Genomic DNA, 15,678 nt, shown 5'->3' on the forward strand with positions numbered 1-15,678 from the left:
CGCCCGTGGAGCCCCCGCGACCCATTGTCGCGGGGTGCCAGCCCAAGCGGCCGGGCTGCCTTGCGTGCAGCCAAAGCAGAGCCGTCCACGCGCACAGCCCACCTACAAAAGGAACAATCCATGAACAGCAGTATCACGGCGGGGGCGGTGGCGAGCGCGCCGGGCTTCCTGTCGAAGGAGCGCATCATCGCCCGCCCGGGCTTCAACCGTTGGCTGGTGCCGCCGGCGGCCCTGGCGATTCACCTGTGCATCGGCATGGCCTATGGCTTCTCGGTGTTCTGGTTGCCGCTGTCCCAGGCCCTGGGCGTCAGCGCGCCGGTGGCCTGCGCCGCCGACATGGGCTTCGTCGCCCGCCTGTTCAGCGCCGAGTGCGACTGGCCGATCTCCATGCTCAGCTGGATCTACACCCTGTTCTTCGTGTTCCTCGGCTGCTCGGCCGCGGTGCTCGGCGGCTGGCTGGAGCACGCCGGCCCGCGCAAGGCCGGCCTGGTATCGGCGCTGTGCTGGTGCGGTGGCCTGCTGATCTCGGCGATCGGCGTGAAGACCCACCAGCTGTGGCTGATGTGGCTGGGCTCGGGGGTGATCGGCGGGATCGGCCTGGGTCTGGGCTACATCTCGCCGGTGTCGACGCTGATCAAGTGGTTCCCGGACAAGCGCGGCATGGCCACCGGCATGGCGATCATGGGCTTTGGCGGGGGTGCCATGGTGGGCGCGCCGCTGGCCACCGCGCTGATGAGCCATTTCTCCAGCCCGACCGAAGTGGGCGTATGGCAGAGCTTCGTCGCCATGGCCGCGATCTACTTCGTGTTCATGACCGCCGGTGCCCTGGCCTACCGTGTGCCACCGACCGGCTGGAAACCTGAAGGCTGGACGCCGCCGGCGAAGAAGGCCAACGCCATGGTCACCGACCGTCACGTGCACGTCAGCGTGGCCTGGAAGACCCCACAGTTCGCCCTGGTGTGGCTGGTGCTGTGCCTGAACGTGTCGGCCGGCATCGGCATCCTCGGGATGGCCTCGCCGCTGCTGCAGGAAGTGTTCGCCGGCAAGCTGCTGGGCAACGAGCTGACGTTCAGTGAGCTGAATGCCGCGCAGCTGGCGCAGATTGCCGCCATCGCCGCTGGTTTCACTGGCCTGCTGAGCCTGTTCAACATCGGCGGACGCTTCTTCTGGGCGTCGTTCTCCGACTACATCGGTCGCAAGAACACCTACTTCGCCTTCTTCGCCCTGGGCGTGGGCCTCTACAGCCTGGTGCCGAACATGGGCCACATTGGCAACGTGGCGCTGTTCGTGGCGGCGTTCTGCATCATCCTGTCGATGTACGGCGGCGGCTTCGCCACCGTGCCGGCGTACCTGGCCGACCTGTTCGGCACGCAGATGGTCGGCGCCATCCATGGTCGCCTGCTGACTGCCTGGGCGGCGGCCGGCGTGCTCGGCCCGGTGCTGATCACCTACCTGCGCGAGGCGCAGCTGGCGGCAGGGGTGGAGCGGGCCGCGGCCTACGACATGACCCTGTACATCCTCGCCGGCCTGCTGGTGCTGGGCTTCATCTGCAACATGCTGGTGCGGCCGGTGGCGGACAAGTACTTCATGACCGATGCCGAACTGGCTGCCGAGCGGGCGCTGAGCCATGACAAGGGTGTCGATTCGGCACGCTCGCTGGAGTGGCATGCGGCGCCGGGCAGCCTGCCGTTGGTGTTGCTGGCCTGGGCGGTGGTGGTGATTCCGCTGGCCTGGGGGGTGTGGATCACCTTGCAGAAGACGGCGGTGCTGTTTCATTGATGGATGATCCGGCCGGTTGATTGGCTGGTTTCAAGGGCCCCATCGCGGGGCAAGTCGCATCGGCGCACCGCCGCTCCCACGCCAGATCGTGGGAGCGGGCTGGCCCCGCGATGGGTTCAACAGAAAAATCTGCTTGTATAGACCTGTAGGCCCATTCCACCCCGTAATTACTAGCTCTGCCATATGTCATCCGCGTTTCAAGCCGGCGCGTTCTGGGCCTATAATGGAGCCCTTTTCGCCCAATGATTTTGCGGAGCTGGTGATGGTCGAACGTAAGGCTTCCGTCGAGCGCAATACCCTGGAAACCCAGGTCAAGTGCTCGATCAACCTCGATGGCAGCGGCAAGGCCCGATTTGAAATCGGCGTGCCTTTCCTTGAACACATGCTCGACCAGATCGCCCGACATGGGCTGATCGACCTGGATATCGAGTGCAAGGGCGACCTGCATATCGACGATCACCATACCGTCGAGGACGTCGGCATCACCCTCGGCATGGCGTTCGCCCAGGCCATCGGCGACAAGAAAGGCATCTTCCGCTACGGCCATGCCTATGTGCCGCTGGACGAAGCGTTGTCGCGCGTGGTCATCGATTTCTCGGGGCGCCCAGGCCTGCAGATGCATGTGCCCTACACCCGCGCCACCGTCGGCGGCTTCGATGTCGACCTGTTCCAGGAGTTCTTCCAGGGCTTCGTCAACCACGCCCTGGTGACCCTGCACATCGACAACCTGCGTGGCCACAACACCCACCATCAGATCGAGACCGTGTTCAAGGCCTTCGGCCGCGCCCTGCGCATGGCCGTTACCCTCGACGAGCGCATGGCCGGGCAGATGCCGTCCACCAAAGGGTGCCTGTAAATGCAGACGGTAGCCGTAATCGACTATGGCATGGGCAACCTGCACTCGGTGGCCAAGGCCCTCGAGCACGTGGGCGCCGGCAAGGTGTTGGTGACCAGTGACGCCGCGGTGATTCGTGAGGCTGATCGCGTGGTGTTCCCCGGCGTCGGCGCGATCCGCGACTGCATGGCCGAGATCCGCCGCCTGGGCTTCGACAGCCTGGTGCGCGAAGTCAGCCAGGATCGCCCGTTCCTCGGTATCTGCGTGGGCATGCAGGCATTGCTCGACCACAGTGAGGAAAACGACGGTGTCGACTGCATCGGCCTGTTCCCCGGCCAGGTGCGCTTCTTCGGTAAAGACCTGAAGGAAGACGGTGAGCACCTGAAGGTGCCGCACATGGGCTGGAACGAAGTGAGCCAGACCATCGACCACCCGCTGTGGCACGACATCCCTGACCGGGCGCGCTTCTACTTCGTGCACAGCTATTACATCAACGCCGGCAAGCCGGGCCAGGTGGTCGGTCGCGGCCACTATGGCGTCGACTTCGCCGCCGCGCTGGCCGATGGCTCGCGCTTTGCCGTGCAGTTCCACCCGGAGAAGAGCCATACCCATGGCCTGCAACTGCTGCAGAACTTCATCGCCTGGGACGGGCGCTGGTAAATGAGCCGATCGAAGACCAAGGCTCCCGTCATCACCCTGGCCCCGGAGCAGGAGCGCGACGCGCTTGACACGCTCAAGCGCTTCCTCGAAGACCGCTTCGAGCTGGAGCTGGGGTCGTTCGAGGTGGCCGAGGTCCTCGAGCTGTTCAGCAAGGAAATTGCACCCCACTACTACAACAGGGCGATTGCCGATGTTCAGCTGCACCTCAAGGAGCGGTTCGAGAGCATCGAAAGCGACCTGTGGGCGCTAGAGAAGCCCTGAACCCAACGAACAAGACAGGTTGCCAAGATGCTGATTATCCCCGCTATCGATCTCAAGGACGGTGCCTGCGTACGCCTGCGCCAAGGCCGCATGGAAGACTCCACCGTATTCTCCGACGACCCGGTGAGCATGGCCGCCAAATGGGTCGAGGGTGGCTGCCGCCGCCTGCACCTGGTCGACCTGAACGGCGCCTTTGAAGGCCAGCCGGTCAACGGTGAAGTGGTCACTGCCATCGCCAAGCGCTACCCGAACCTGCCGATCCAGATCGGCGGCGGCATCCGCTCGCTGGAAACCATCGAACACTACGTCAAGGCCGGCGTCAGCTACGTGATCATCGGCACCAAGGCGGTCAAGCAGCCTGAGTTCGTCGCCGAAGCGTGCAAGGCCTTCCCCGGCAAGGTCATTGTCGGCCTGGATGCGAAAGACGGCTTCGTCGCCACTGACGGCTGGGCCGAAGTGAGCAGCGTGCAGGTCATCGACCTGGCCAAGCGTTTCGAGGCTGACGGCGTCTCGGCGATCGTCTACACCGACATCGCCAAGGACGGCATGATGCAGGGCTGCAACGTGCCGTTCACCAAGGCCCTGGCCGAAGCCACCTCGATTCCGGTGATCGCCTCGGGCGGCATCCACAACCTGGGCGACATCAAGGCCCTGCTGGACGCCAAGGCCCCCGGCATCATTGGCGCCATCACTGGCCGTGCCATCTACGAAGGCACCCTCGACGTCGCCGAGGCCCAGGCCTTCTGCGACAACTACCAAGGCTGAGGAGCGACCATGGCACTGGCCAAGCGCATCATCCCTTGCCTGGACGTGGACAACGGCCGGGTGGTCAAGGGCGTCAAGTTCGAGAATATCCGCGATGCCGGCGACCCGGTGGAAATCGCCCGGCGCTACGATGAGCAGGGCGCCGACGAGATCACCTTCCTCGACATCACCGCCAGCGTCGATGGCCGTGACACCACCCTGCATACCGTCGAGCGCATGGCCAGCCAGGTGTTCATCCCGCTGACCGTGGGCGGCGGCGTGCGCACCGTGCAGGACATCCGCAACCTGCTCAATGCCGGTGCCGACAAGGTGTCGATCAACACCGCCGCGGTGTTCAACCCGGAGTTCGTGGGTGAGGCTGCGGACCGTTTCGGTTCGCAGTGCATCGTCGTCGCCATCGACGCCAAGAAAGTCTCCGGCCCGGGCGAAACGCCGCGTTGGGAGATCTTCACCCACGGTGGTCGCAAGCCGACCGGGCTGGATGCCGTCGAGTGGGCGAAGAAGATGGAAGGCCTGGGGGCCGGCGAGATCCTGCTGACCAGCATGGACCAGGATGGCATGAAGAACGGCTTCGACCTGGGGGTTACCCGGGCGATCAGCGATGCGCTGGGGATTCCGGTGATTGCCTCGGGTGGCGTGGGCAACCTGCAGCACCTGGCCGACGGGATTCTGGAAGGGCATGCCAGCGCGGTGCTGGCGGCAAGCATCTTCCACTTTGGCGAGTACACGGTGCCGGAGGCGAAGGCCTACATGGCTTCGCGTGGGATCGTGATCAGATAACGGTTTGGGGCCGCGTTGCGGCCCCAAAAGCATGTAGTACGCCGCGTTAGCTATTTATACATGTATCGAATAAGAGCAGGAGTCCCTGAACCAGTTTTTTTGAATGTTATTCCTGAAGGTATTCCTTCACCTGTGAAAATATTACTGATTTTGAAGTCGCCGTTGTAAGTTCCTGAGTAGCAAAATTTTGTGCTCATGAGCAGATTGCTGAAGCATAAGGTTCCATTGCCTGACCACTTGGAGATTGATGCGCTTTTGGGCTGGATTGCCTCTTCTTTGCACTCAGGGGTCCAGTTTACCATGGCCCAGTCTTCGCTTCGTCTGGCGACAACTAAACAATAATTAGAGTCGTCACTCAAAGTAAGTACTATATTAGGATAGACGGGGCTAGGGTAAAAATTTTCAACAATCTCCCGGCGCTCATCGAACCGGCGGGCAGCGTCATTGTATTTTTCGGTGCCGAGTGAAGCGCCTTGATACCGTAGGCGCGGATTTGAGAAGTAAGGTATGACGTCATGGGACGTAGTCATCAGTGTACGGAAGCTGGGTATACTACTTTCGTAACCGTATGCATATCGTGGAATCACCCCCTCGCTGTCTGGAAACTCGTGGTCAGCTCCGAGATTATGGCCAATCTCATGCGCCAGCGTAGAGTCAGTACAGCTGAACACAGAGTAAGCGAACGGTTTGTCAGCCTCGAGCCATCCTAGGCCGCAGTATTCCATGGAGGTCGAAAATAAAGTAACTAAGCTAGATTTAGTTCTATCTCGTTTGGGGTTTACGTATTTCCAAAGGGCTCTTTCCTCAAAGGTAAGATCATCAAGTTGGTCATCATACGTTTTTCCCGATTCGCTATAGGGGGCATCTAAGATCTCGGACAGCTCAAGCGTCAGATTGGTGTCACTTTGGTTGTAATAAATATTGGTCTCCGTCAGTATTTGTTGTAGTGTTTGCCGAACGTTCGGGTACTTGGCTCTTGATTGTTCGGTGGTGACGATGAGCAGTCTGATAAGGCTTTTTTCGGAGCTTGGCGATGTGTTTATATTCGCAGCGGGCTTGTTGTTTCGTGGGGTTAATCTTGGTTTTGACTTTGGCGGGAGCTTGGTCTTATCAAGTTTGACCAGAACATGCTGGTCTCCGCCAATACTCTCGAGACGATAATGGTTTCCGTTGACATGGATGCTGCCAATCAACTGTTTGTCATGACGTACTATGGAAATCCAATTAAAAGGATCGAGATCGACTTCAGCGGCTGAAGACTTGTGCTGTTTGGCGTCTGATGAGATATCACCGTACCAGCTGATCATGCCATCTGGCACCGTGTCTGCTCCTTTTCTCCGAAATTTTATTGTTTTTCCATCAGGCAGTGGAACAGAGAATGTATCAGTATTACGGCTGATTAGGTCGGGGTTCACGCTAACCGGATGCAGCTCGAGGGTTGCAGGGTCGTTGAACAGGGTTGTCAGATAGGGGTGAACGCCCTGATGCGCCTGCAACGTCTGCAGTGCTGGTTTGTCCAGTTTGGGTTGCAGTTGGAACAGCGCGGCAGAACGCTCAGTGGAATGGCTGGTTGTTTGGCTTGGTGTCGTCGAATTGCAGGCTGAAATAAGTGTGATGCCAGCAATAAAAAACAGTTTCTTCCAGTCGGAATATTCCATGAGCTCGTTCCCGTAGAGGTGAGCTCATAATGAAACGCATTGAGAGAATGGCCACAACTGGCAAAAATTATAGGTAAAGACTTAACGGTTGGTGTTAGTATGCCCCCCTTTCGCGACACAAGGCCGCTCCTACAGGGGAACGCGTATCCATCCGGCAAACGCATATCCCTGTAGGAGCGGCCTTGTGTTGCGATGGGCCGCAAAGCGGCCCCCATTGCATTACCCGTGATTCTTGCCGAGCAACGCGTGATACAGCTCGGTATCCCCAAGAATCCCCACCACCTTGTCGTTATCCTGCAACACCAGCTTGTTGCCGGTCTGGTAACGAATCCGCAGCGCCTCGCGCATGCCGATATCGGCGTGCACCACGGTCGGCCTGCGCTCCAGCAGCTCCACATCCTGCCCCGGTGCCCAGTTCTGCATGTCCAGCCCGTTCTGGCCCTGGCGCGCGCGCTTGAGCGAGCCCCCTTCGCCGAGGTCCAGCCATGAGTCGATTCCCGGGTCCAGGCACACCGAGCCGTTGACCCGCTTGCACTGGTCCAGGCTGCGCATCAGGCTGCGGCCGCACAGCACGTTGAGCGGGTTGGTGTGGGCGACGAAGGTGCGCACATACTCGTCGGCCGGGTTGAGCACGATGTCTTCCGGCTTGCTGTACTGAATGATCCGCCCGTCCTTCATGATCGCGATGCGGCTACCCAGCTTCAGGGCCTCGTCGAGGTCGTGGCTGACGAACACGATGGTCTTGCTCAGCTTGCTCTGCAGGGCCAGCAGTTCGTCCTGCAGGCCTTGGCGGATCAGCGGGTCGAGGGCCGAGAACGGCTCGTCCATCAACAGGATGTCGGCGTCCATCGCCAGCGCCCGGGCCAGGCCCACGCGCTGCTGCATGCCGCCGGAGAGTTCGTCCGGCTTCTTGTTGCGCCACTGGGTCAGGCCCACCAGCTCGAGCTTCTCGTCGACCAGCTTGCGCCGTTCCTTCTCGGGGCGGCCCTGCATTTCCAGGCCGAAACTGATGTTCTCGCGCACCGTCAGCCAGGGCATCAGGGCGAACTTCTGGAACACCATGGCGATGCGCTTGGTGCGCATCATCTTAAGCTCCGCCGGGGTGCAGTGGGCGATGTCGATGTGCTTGCCTTCGTGCTCGACGAACAGCTTGCCACGGCTCACGGTGTTGAGGCCGTTGATGCAGCGCAGCAGGCTGGATTTGCCCGAGCCGGACAGGCCCATCAGCACGCAGATCTCGCCCTTGTTGATGTCCAGGTTGGCCTTCTCGACGCCGACCACCAGGCCCGTCTGCTTGAGAATCTGCTCGCGGGTCTTGCCCTGGTCGAGCAGGGAAAGCGCCTCGCGCGGCTTGTTGGAGAAGATGACGTCGACGTCTTCGAATCGAATGATGCTCATGCCTCACCCCTTACCGGCAGCTCCGGTTGCTTGCAGATACGGTCGAGCATGATTGCCAGCAGCACGATCGCCAGGCCCGCTTCGAAGCCCAGGGAGATATCGGCGGTGTTCAGTGCGTTGACCACGGGTTTGCCCAGGCCGTCGGCGCCCACCAGGGCGGCGATCACCACCATCGACAGCGACAGCATGATGCACTGGGTCACGCCGGCGGCGATGCTCGGCATGGCGTGCGGCAGTTCGATACGGGTCAGCAGCTGGCGGCGCGAGCAACCGAAGGCCTTGCCGGCGTCCATCAGTTCCTGCGGCACGTCGCAGATGCCCAGATAAGTGAGGCGGATGGGCGCGGCGATGGCGAACACCACGGTGGAGATCAGCCCCGGTACCACGCCCAGGCCGAACAGGGTCAGGGTCGGGATCAGGTAGACGAAGGTGGGCACGGTCTGCATCAGGTCCAGCACCGGGCGCATGGCGGTATAGAACATCGGTTTGTGCGCGGCGGCAATGCCCAGCGGCACGCCGATGACCACGCAGACCACCGTGGCGAAGGTGACCTGCGCCAGGGTTTCCATGGTTTCCTGCCAGTAGCCCAGGTTGAAAATCAACAGGAACGACAGGGCGACGAAGACGGTAAGGGCCCACTTGCGCTGGATCAGGTGCGCGAGGGCGGCGAACAGGGCGATGAGCACGAACGGGTTGAACCAGGTCAGGGCACTGGTGACCCCATGGATCATGAATTCCAGGCCTGCGGCGATGGCGTCGAAGTAGCTGGCGCCGTTCTGGGTCAACCATTCGACGAATGAGGCGATGTACTGCCCCAGGGGTATTTTCTGATCGATAAGCATGATAGCGAGCTTCCACCTGCAAAGATTGAAATCAGTCCGGGGCGGGCACGGTCCCGCCCCGAGGTGTTGCCATTGCGTCTTGCGTTATTGCGTCAGTTTGGCCTTGGCCGCCTCGAGGCCGGGCTTGCCGTCCACGGTGGTCACGCCGGCGAGCCAGGCATCCAGCTTGCCGGGGTTGTCCTTGAGCCACTTCTTGGCCGCAGCCTCGGGTTTCATCTTGTCGTCCAGGACATAGCCCATCATGGTGCTTTCATCCTTGAGCTCGAACGACAGGTTCTTCAGCAGCTGGCCGACGTTGGCGCATTCCTGCGCATAGCCCTTGCGGGTGTTGGTGAGCACGGTGGCCTTGCCGAAGTCGGGACCGAAATAGGCGTCCCCGCCGGTCAGGTACTGCATCTTGAAGCGGGTGTTCATCGGGTGTGGTTCCCAACCGAGGAACACGATCGCCTCGTCGCGCTTCTGCGCCCGGTCGACCTGGGCGAGCATGCCGGCCTCGCTGGACTGCACGATCTGGAAGCCGGCGTCCTTCAGGCCGAAGGCGTTGTCGTCGATCATCTTCTGGATGGTGCGGTTGCCGTCGTTGCCGGGTTCGATGCCGTAGATCTTGCCCTTGAGCTCCTGCTTGAACTTGGGCAGGTCGGCGAAATCCTTCAGGCCCTTGTCATACAGTGCCTGGGGCACGGCCAGGGTGTACTTGGCGTTCTCCAGGTTGGCGCGCACGGTCTCGACGGTGCCGGCGTCGCGGTACTGCTTGATGTCGTTCTCCATGGTCGGCATCCAGTTGCCGAGAAACACGTCCAGGTCCTTGCCGGTGGCCAGCGACTTGTAGGTCACCGGTACCGAGATCATGGTGGTGTGGGTCTTGTAGCCCAGGGCTTCGAGCACGACGCTGGTGGTCGCGGTGGTGACCGTGATGTCGGTCCAGCCGACATCCGAGAAACGCACCGTCTTACACTGCTCGGGTTCGGCGGCCTGGGCCAGCAGCGGAGCGGACAGCAACGCGACCAGCAACAGCTTGGGTGAACCTTTCATGGATGGACTCCTGTGATTTTATCTTCGGGTTCGCGTGGGTCGCCGGGCGTTCTCAGGGCTCCGGTCGACCAGGCCTGCAGAGGGCAGGATGCGAGGCCGTGCAATACGAGTCGCTTTCGATAATCCTCCAGCGTTCGGCAATCGCCTACTGGTGGCGTCGTATCCAGTACAGGACGGGTCGCATCCAGTACGGACGATGTCGCAACTGGATTTTTCCACCCCCCGGCCTCGGTTTTTACGGCGTCCCGGCGCTGGAAAACGGCGCACGCAGGGCCGGTGCAGTGGCGGCGCTGCTGGACAAAAGTACGTCGGTTGCAGACGGCGAGGGGGTGGGCAAAAGCCCGATGATGCGAGCATTCCGAGGCGGCTCGAGCTTTCAGCCTAGCAGTTGCGCAAGGCGGTGTTCGGCGCTGCGAGACAAGCCCATCAAGAGGTGATGCGACAATGGCCATCAGCGTGTTCGACCTGTTCAAGATCGGTGTCGGGCCTTCCAGCTCACACACCGTCGGCCCCATGCGCGCCGGCGCGCTGTTCGTCCAGGGGCTGCGCGAACGCGGCGAGCTGGAGCGGGTACGGCGCATCGAGGTACGGCTGTATGGCTCGCTGTCGGCCACCGGTGTCGGCCACGGCACTGACAACGCCACGATCATGGGCCTGATGGGCGAATGGCCCGACGCCATCGACCCCAGCCAGATCACCCCGCGCATCGCCGACCTGCGTGAAACCAACGTGCTCAAACTCGACAACCGCTTGCCCATCGAATTCGTCTGGGCCCGCGACATGCTGCTGCTGGACGAGAACCTGCCGTATCACCCCAACGCCATGACCCTGATCGCCGAAGGCGAGGGTGGCGAGCTGCATCGCGACACGTACTACTCGGTGGGCGGCGGCTTCGTGGTCGATGCCGCCCAGGCCGCCAGTGGCGTGCTGGACGCCGACCAGACCGTGCTGCCCTACGACTTCAACAGCGCCGCCGAGCTGCTGCAGCTATGCAGGCAAAACGACCTGAGCGTGTCGCAATTGATGCTGGCCAACGAGAAGGTCTGGCGCAATGAAGAAGAGATTCGTGCCGGCCTGCTCAAGCTCTGGCAGGCCATGCAGGAGTGCGTGGACAACGGCCTCAAGCACGAAGGGATTCTGCCCGGCGGGCTCAATGTGCGCCGCCGCGCCGCCAAGCTGCACCGCAGCCTGCAGGAGCTGGGCAAGCCCAATGTGATCGGCTCGACCATGAGCGCCATGGAGTGGGTCAACCTCTACGCCCTGGCGGTCAACGAGGAAAATGCCGCCGGCGGGCGCATGGTCACCGCGCCCACCAACGGCGCGGCCGGGATCATTCCGGCGGTGCTGCACTACTACATGCGTTTCTCCGATGTGGTGGACGAATCCAACGTGGTGGATTTCTTCCTCGGCGCGGCCGCGGTGGGCATCCTGTGCAAGAAGAACGCCTCGATCTCCGGCGCCGAGGTCGGTTGCCAGGGCGAGGTCGGTTCGGCCTGCGCCATGGCTGCGGCGGGTCTGGCCGAAGTGCTGGGCGCGACGCCCGCGCAGCTGGAGAACGCCGCCGAGATCGCCCTTGAGCACAACCTCGGGCTCACCTGCGATCCGGTCGGCGGCCTGGTCCAGGTACCGTGCATCGAGCGCAACGCCATCGCCGCGGTGAAGGCGATCAACGCCGTGCAGATGGCCCTGCGCGGCGACGGCGAGCACTTCATCTCTCTGGACCAGGTGATCCGCACCATGCGCGACACCGGCGCCGACATGCACGACAAGTACAAGGAAACCTCGCGCGGGGGTCTTGCGGTCAGCGTCATCGAGTGCTGATGCGCCGTTCTGGCCCACGCCTGACCGATGCGCCACATTCTGGCGCATCGGTTGTCATCTACCGGCCGTCGCCTGTCGTTACCAGCAGGGTCGTTGTCGGTGACACTCAAGTCTGTCGCATCTGGGCAACCTTCCCACAAGTGCTACCGAATTGCTCAGCGGTGACGCGCAGGGGCGCTGGCGCGCCCGTTTGCGTTTGACCTGACGCTCATCACCCGGCCCGCTGGAAGGCGCATGCCGACGTCGTTTTTGGGTTTTATTGGATGAGCGTTCAATTTCAGGCATGCCATTTGCGTTGAGATTGGCAAAGCCCCTGCATACGAAACGGGGCCATTACAAGAACAGTGCTCGCCTGAGGCACACCCTGCATTGTGTGAGGAGAAATCGCGATGACGTCGTACACCTCCGGGAACCCAACCCAGAACCGCACAGCACCCCAGTCCATCGGCTTTCTCCTGCTGGACAACTTCACCCTCATCTCGCTGGCCTCGGCCGTCGAACCCCTGCGCATGGCCAACCAGCTGTCCGGCCGCGAGCTGTACCGCTGGCACACGCTGACCGTCGACGGTGGCCAGGTATGGGCCAGTGATGGCCTGCAGATCACCCCGGACGCGGCGATGCACAACGCACCGCCCATGGACACGGTGATCGTCTGCGGCGGCGTGGGCATCCAGCGCACCGTCACCCGCGAGCACGTCACCTGGCTGCAGGCCCAGGCCCGCCAGTCGCGTCGCCTGGGCGCGGTGTGCACCGGCAGCTGGGCGCTGGCCTGCGCTGGGCTGCTCGACGGTTTCGACTGCAGCGTGCACTGGGAATGCCTGGCGGCGATGCAGGAAGCCTACCCGCGGGTCAACATGAGCACCCGCCTGTTCACCCTCGACCGCAACCGCTTCACCAGCTCCGGCGGCACCGCGCCGCTGGACATGATGCTGCACCTGATCAGCCGCGATCATGGCCGCGAGCTGTCGGCGGCGATCTCCGAGATGTTCGTCTACGAGCGCATCCGCAACGAGCAGGACCACCAGCGCGTGCCGCTCAAGCACATGCTCGGCACCAACCAGCCGAAGCTGCAGGAGATCGTCGCGCTGATGGAGGCCAACCTCGAGGAGCCGATCGACCTGGACGAGCTGGCGGTGTACGTGGCGGTATCGCGGCGTCAGCTCGAGCGATTGTTTCAGAAGTACCTGCACTGCTCGCCGTCGCGCTACTACCTCAAGCTGCGCCTGATCCGTGCCCGGCAACTGCTCAAGCAGACGCCGATGTCGATCATCGAGGTGGCGTCGGTGTGCGGGTTCGTGTCCACGCCGCACTTCTCCAAGTGCTACCGCGAGTACTTCGGCATTCCGCCGCGTGACGAGCGCGTGGGTTCGAACACCACCCAGCAGGTGGCGATGATGCCGATCCCGCAGGCCATGGCCCTGTCGCCGCACAGCGGGCCGATGGCGGCGCTGAGCCAGGCGCGTAATGAATCGACCTTTGCCAGCGTGCGCCTGTAGCCGAAAACTGGCCCCCTGTAGGAGCGGCCTTGTGCCGCGAAAGGGCCGCGTAGCGGCCCCAGCAATCTAGGCATGAACGCTAAGATCCTGGGGCTGCTTCGCAGCCCTTTCGCGGCACAAGGCCGCTCCTACACACAAGCCCAGTCAATGCTTCAGGCGCGCTTGTTGAACTGCGCCAACGCCGGCAGCAACTGCTTGTCGATGGCCTGGCGCACGGCCGGGAGGATGGTCGCGCTACCCGTGTACATCTGCTCCACCATACCCTTCAGGGCCCGCGCATTGGGCTCGGTCAGCCCGCGTATCACCACCTCGCAGGCCTGCTCGGCGCTGGCGCCGGCCGGAATGTCGAAACCCCGCGAGCGCAGCTGGCCCAGCAGGTCGTCCTGGTCGATCAAGTCCGCATGCATCATGACTAATGTCCTTCGCCGCTGTTGTTTGCCATCGATTCTGTGTCCGACGCGCCAGGGCGGCAAGGGCGGATTGTCGCGATGGCCGCTTTGGCTAAGAACAGGTCGTTTACGGCTAAATCGTCGGGGAAGGAAGGCCGCACACTGAAGTCATTCACGGCACCGAGGGTTTGGTCACCCTCACTTCATGCACAGTGGATGTTGCTCGCTCTTGACCCCGGATGCTCACGGCTTTCCGGGGTTGTTTTTTATGTGGGCGAACATCTCGTGGGAGCGGGCTTGCCGCGTGATTGCGGTGATGAGCCTGTCATCGCTATCGCGGGGCAAGCCCGCTCCCACGAGATCATGCGTCAGGCCGGTAATCGTATGGTGCGGCCGATAAGTCCAGGAGGTGGTTGGTCCTGCTGCTGATTGGCCAGCGCTTGCAACTGTTCTCTGCACCGCTCACTGAACGGCGCCGACCTCGGCCCCGCCAGGTCCACATGCAGCAGCATCTGCTCACTGGCCGCCAACGCCTCGTCAAACCCTTCCCGGTGCAGGCTGTGGTACAGGTGCAGGCGCTTCCTGTCGAAGCCGATGACCTGCGTCCGCACCCACACCTCGGTATCGAGCTTCACCTCGTGCAGGTAGTTGATGTGTGCCTCCAGGGTGAACAGCGAATGTCCGCTCTGGCCACGAGCATCGGCGTCCAGGCCGATGCGCTCCATCAGCGCATCGGTGGCGTAGCTGAAGATCAGCAGGTAGTAGGCATCGCGCAGGTGGCCGTTGTAGTCGACCCATTCCGGCAACACTCGGGTACGGTAGGTGATCAGGGCAGGCATCGTTTTCTCCTCAGTCGCCGAAGGCCATGTCGTGGCTGGCTTTGCTCGATCTGACCGCCTCCAGTACCGCCAGCAGGGTGTCATCACGATAGCGCTCCAGCGCGGCGATGCTGCGCTCGCCCAACTGCTCCGAGGTACCTTCCACCACATCGTCGATCAGCTTGTCGGTCAGCTCCGGTGCTGGCAGGTAAGTCCAGGGCAGCTTCAGCGCCGGGCCGAACTGGGCCATGAAGTGGCGCATGCCGGCGTCGCCACCGGCCAGGGTGTAGGTAAGGAAGGTGCCCATGAACGACCAGCGCAGGCCCGCGCCGAAGCGGATCGCGTCGTCGATCTCGCCAGTGCTGGCGACACCGTCGTTGACCAGGTGCAGGGCCTCGCGCCAGAGCGCTTCGAGCAGGCGGTCGGCGATAAACCCGGGGACTTCCTTGCGTACATGCAATGGGCGCATGCCCAGCGCGGTGTAGATGGTTTTCGCCGCTGCGATGGCGTCGGGGCTGGTATTGCGGCCACCGACGATCTCCACCAGCGGCAGCAGGTACACCGGGTTGAACGGGTGGCCGACCACGCAGCGCTCGGGGTGGGTGGCCGACTCGTAGAACTCGCTGGGCAGCAGGCCCGAAGTGCTGGAGCCGATGATCGCGTTGGGCTTGGCGGCGGCGCTGATCTTCGCGTGCAGGTCGAGCTTGAGGTCCAGGCGTTCGGGCGCGCTCTCCTGGATGAAGTCGGCGTCGCGCACGCATTCCTCGATGGTGGCGACGAAGGTCAGGCGATCCTGCGATGCGCCGGGCGCCAGGCCCTGCTTCTGCAGGGCTGGCCAGGCGTTGGCGATGCGCTTGCGCAGCGCGGCCTCGGCGCCGGGGGCCGGGTCCCAGGCAATCACGTCCAGGCCATGGGCCAGGGCGCGGGCGACCCAGCCGCTGCCGATCACGCCGCTACCCAGGGCGGCGAAGGTCTTGATCTCGGTGATAAAGGGCATATCTGGCTCCTGCGGAACGTTGTTCAATGATGTGTCGCGCATGCGTGGGAGCGGGCTTGTCCCGCGATCACCGGCCAAGCCGGTGCCATCCAGCACGGCGCCTGCTTCGCGGGGCAAGCCCGCTCCCACAAGATCCCCATGATTTCC

At 62.6% G+C, this 15,678-nt stretch carries 15 protein-coding genes; 8 read left to right on the forward strand and 7 right to left on the reverse strand.

Going from position 1 to position 15,678, the window contains the following annotated elements; genetic code table 11:
- Positions 1-120 precede the first annotated feature (120 nt).
- The 6 genes from K2O50_RS01535 to hisF all read left to right on the forward strand — a co-directional run bounded on the left by K2O50_RS01535 (position 121) and on the right by hisF (position 5,080).
- Positions 121-1,779 (forward strand): OFA family MFS transporter, encoded by a 1,659-nt coding sequence (locus K2O50_RS01535; RefSeq protein ID WP_050703407.1) that lies wholly within the window; start codon positions 121-123, stop codon positions 1,777-1,779.
- Between the two features lie 262 nt (positions 1,780-2,041).
- Complete coding sequence (gene hisB, locus K2O50_RS01540) at positions 2,042-2,635, forward strand: imidazoleglycerol-phosphate dehydratase HisB (RefSeq protein ID WP_028688464.1); 594 nt, start codon at positions 2,042-2,044, stop codon at positions 2,633-2,635.
- Positions 2,636-3,274 carry an imidazole glycerol phosphate synthase subunit HisH gene (gene hisH / locus K2O50_RS01545; protein WP_050703408.1) on the forward strand — a complete coding sequence of 213 codons (639 nt, stop codon included), beginning with the start codon at positions 2,636-2,638 and terminating at the stop codon, positions 3,272-3,274.
- On the forward strand, positions 3,275-3,535 hold the full coding sequence (locus K2O50_RS01550) for a DUF2164 domain-containing protein (protein ID WP_050703409.1): 261 nt from the start codon (positions 3,275-3,277) through the stop codon (positions 3,533-3,535).
- Between the two features lie 27 nt (positions 3,536-3,562).
- Positions 3,563-4,300, forward strand: a complete 738-nt coding sequence (hisA, locus tag K2O50_RS01555; protein ID WP_023382794.1) for a 1-(5-phosphoribosyl)-5-[(5-phosphoribosylamino)methylideneamino]imidazole-4-carboxamide isomerase — start codon at positions 3,563-3,565, stop codon at positions 4,298-4,300.
- A 9-nt stretch (positions 4,301-4,309) separates the two neighbouring features.
- Positions 4,310-5,080, forward strand: coding sequence for an imidazole glycerol phosphate synthase subunit HisF (hisF, locus tag K2O50_RS01560; protein WP_050703410.1), 771 nt, complete (start codon positions 4,310-4,312; stop codon positions 5,078-5,080).
- A gap of 50 nt (positions 5,081-5,130) precedes the next feature.
- Here the strand turns inward: hisF and K2O50_RS01565 are convergent, their stop codons facing one another.
- From K2O50_RS01565 to K2O50_RS01580, 4 genes are all read right to left on the reverse strand, one after another.
- Positions 5,131-6,738: a M12 family metallo-peptidase gene (locus K2O50_RS01565; RefSeq protein WP_082337603.1), complete on the reverse strand. Its 1,608-nt coding sequence runs from the start codon at positions 6,736-6,738 to the stop codon at positions 5,131-5,133.
- A gap of 219 nt (positions 6,739-6,957) precedes the next feature.
- Positions 6,958-8,136 (reverse strand): choline ABC transporter ATP-binding protein, encoded by a 1,179-nt coding sequence (gene choV / locus K2O50_RS01570; protein ID WP_050703411.1) that lies wholly within the window; start codon positions 8,134-8,136, stop codon positions 6,958-6,960.
- Positions 8,133-8,981 (reverse strand): choline ABC transporter permease subunit, encoded by an 849-nt coding sequence (gene choW, locus K2O50_RS01575; RefSeq protein WP_177330813.1) that lies wholly within the window; start codon positions 8,979-8,981, stop codon positions 8,133-8,135. The genes choV and choW overlap by 4 nt, the downstream gene beginning before the upstream one ends.
- Before the next feature lie 81 nt (positions 8,982-9,062).
- The gene (locus K2O50_RS01580) at positions 9,063-10,010 is read right to left on the reverse strand and encodes a choline ABC transporter substrate-binding protein (protein WP_220689963.1); all 948 of its coding nucleotides are present in this window, start codon (positions 10,008-10,010) and stop codon (positions 9,063-9,065) included.
- Between the two features lie 444 nt (positions 10,011-10,454).
- Between K2O50_RS01580 and K2O50_RS01585 the strand changes: the two genes are divergently transcribed.
- Positions 10,455-11,831, forward strand: a complete 1,377-nt coding sequence (locus K2O50_RS01585; RefSeq protein WP_050703414.1) for an L-serine ammonia-lyase — start codon at positions 10,455-10,457, stop codon at positions 11,829-11,831.
- 389 nt (positions 11,832-12,220) lie between these two features.
- Entirely contained in the window at positions 12,221-13,327 is a 1,107-nt protein-coding gene (locus K2O50_RS01590) for a GlxA family transcriptional regulator (protein WP_050703415.1), read from the forward strand.
- Between the two features lie 152 nt (positions 13,328-13,479).
- Here K2O50_RS01590 and K2O50_RS01595 read toward each other — a convergent pair whose 3' ends face one another.
- The 3 genes from K2O50_RS01595 to K2O50_RS01605 form a co-directional block, all read right to left on the reverse strand.
- Positions 13,480-13,737, reverse strand: a complete 258-nt coding sequence (locus tag K2O50_RS01595) for a hypothetical protein (RefSeq protein ID WP_028688456.1) — start codon at positions 13,735-13,737, stop codon at positions 13,480-13,482.
- A 347-nt stretch (positions 13,738-14,084) separates the two neighbouring features.
- Positions 14,085-14,555, reverse strand: a complete 471-nt coding sequence (locus K2O50_RS01600; RefSeq protein ID WP_050703416.1) for a thioesterase family protein — start codon at positions 14,553-14,555, stop codon at positions 14,085-14,087.
- Between the two features lie 10 nt (positions 14,556-14,565).
- Entirely contained in the window at positions 14,566-15,531 is a 966-nt protein-coding gene (locus K2O50_RS01605; protein ID WP_050703417.1) for an L-carnitine dehydrogenase, read from the reverse strand.
- Positions 15,532-15,678: the final 147 nt, after the last annotated feature.

The organism is Pseudomonas sp. 2hn (genome assembly GCF_019646095.1).
GTDB lineage: Bacteria > Pseudomonadota > Gammaproteobacteria > Pseudomonadales > Pseudomonadaceae > Aquipseudomonas > Aquipseudomonas peradeniyensis.

What these genes read in the sequence shown, in the direction of transcription:
- choV (WP_050703411.1), bottom strand. Translation starts at nt 8,136, where the DNA reads ATGAGCATCATTCGATTCGAAGACGTCGACGTCATCTTCTCCAACAAG.
- K2O50_RS01600 (WP_050703416.1), bottom strand. Translation starts at nt 14,555, where the DNA reads ATGCCTGCCCTGATCACCTACCGTACCCGAGTGTTGCCGGAATGGGTC.
- hisH (WP_050703408.1), top strand. Translation starts at nt 2,636, where the DNA reads ATGCAGACGGTAGCCGTAATCGACTATGGCATGGGCAACCTGCACTCG.
- K2O50_RS01535 (WP_050703407.1), top strand. Translation starts at nt 121, where the DNA reads ATGAACAGCAGTATCACGGCGGGGGCGGTGGCGAGCGCGCCGGGCTTC.
- K2O50_RS01595 (WP_028688456.1), bottom strand. Translation starts at nt 13,737, where the DNA reads ATGATGCATGCGGACTTGATCGACCAGGACGACCTGCTGGGCCAGCTG.
- K2O50_RS01605 (WP_050703417.1), bottom strand. Translation starts at nt 15,531, where the DNA reads ATGCCCTTTATCACCGAGATCAAGACCTTCGCCGCCCTGGGTAGCGGC.
- hisB (WP_028688464.1), top strand. Translation starts at nt 2,042, where the DNA reads ATGGTCGAACGTAAGGCTTCCGTCGAGCGCAATACCCTGGAAACCCAG.
- K2O50_RS01590 (WP_050703415.1), top strand. Translation starts at nt 12,221, where the DNA reads ATGACGTCGTACACCTCCGGGAACCCAACCCAGAACCGCACAGCACCC.
- K2O50_RS01550 (WP_050703409.1), top strand. Translation starts at nt 3,275, where the DNA reads ATGAGCCGATCGAAGACCAAGGCTCCCGTCATCACCCTGGCCCCGGAG.
- K2O50_RS01585 (WP_050703414.1), top strand. Translation starts at nt 10,455, where the DNA reads ATGGCCATCAGCGTGTTCGACCTGTTCAAGATCGGTGTCGGGCCTTCC.
- K2O50_RS01565 (WP_082337603.1), bottom strand. Translation starts at nt 6,738, where the DNA reads ATGGAATATTCCGACTGGAAGAAACTGTTTTTTATTGCTGGCATCACA.
- K2O50_RS01580 (WP_220689963.1), bottom strand. Translation starts at nt 10,010, where the DNA reads ATGAAAGGTTCACCCAAGCTGTTGCTGGTCGCGTTGCTGTCCGCTCCG.
- hisA (WP_023382794.1), top strand. Translation starts at nt 3,563, where the DNA reads ATGCTGATTATCCCCGCTATCGATCTCAAGGACGGTGCCTGCGTACGC.
- hisF (WP_050703410.1), top strand. Translation starts at nt 4,310, where the DNA reads ATGGCACTGGCCAAGCGCATCATCCCTTGCCTGGACGTGGACAACGGC.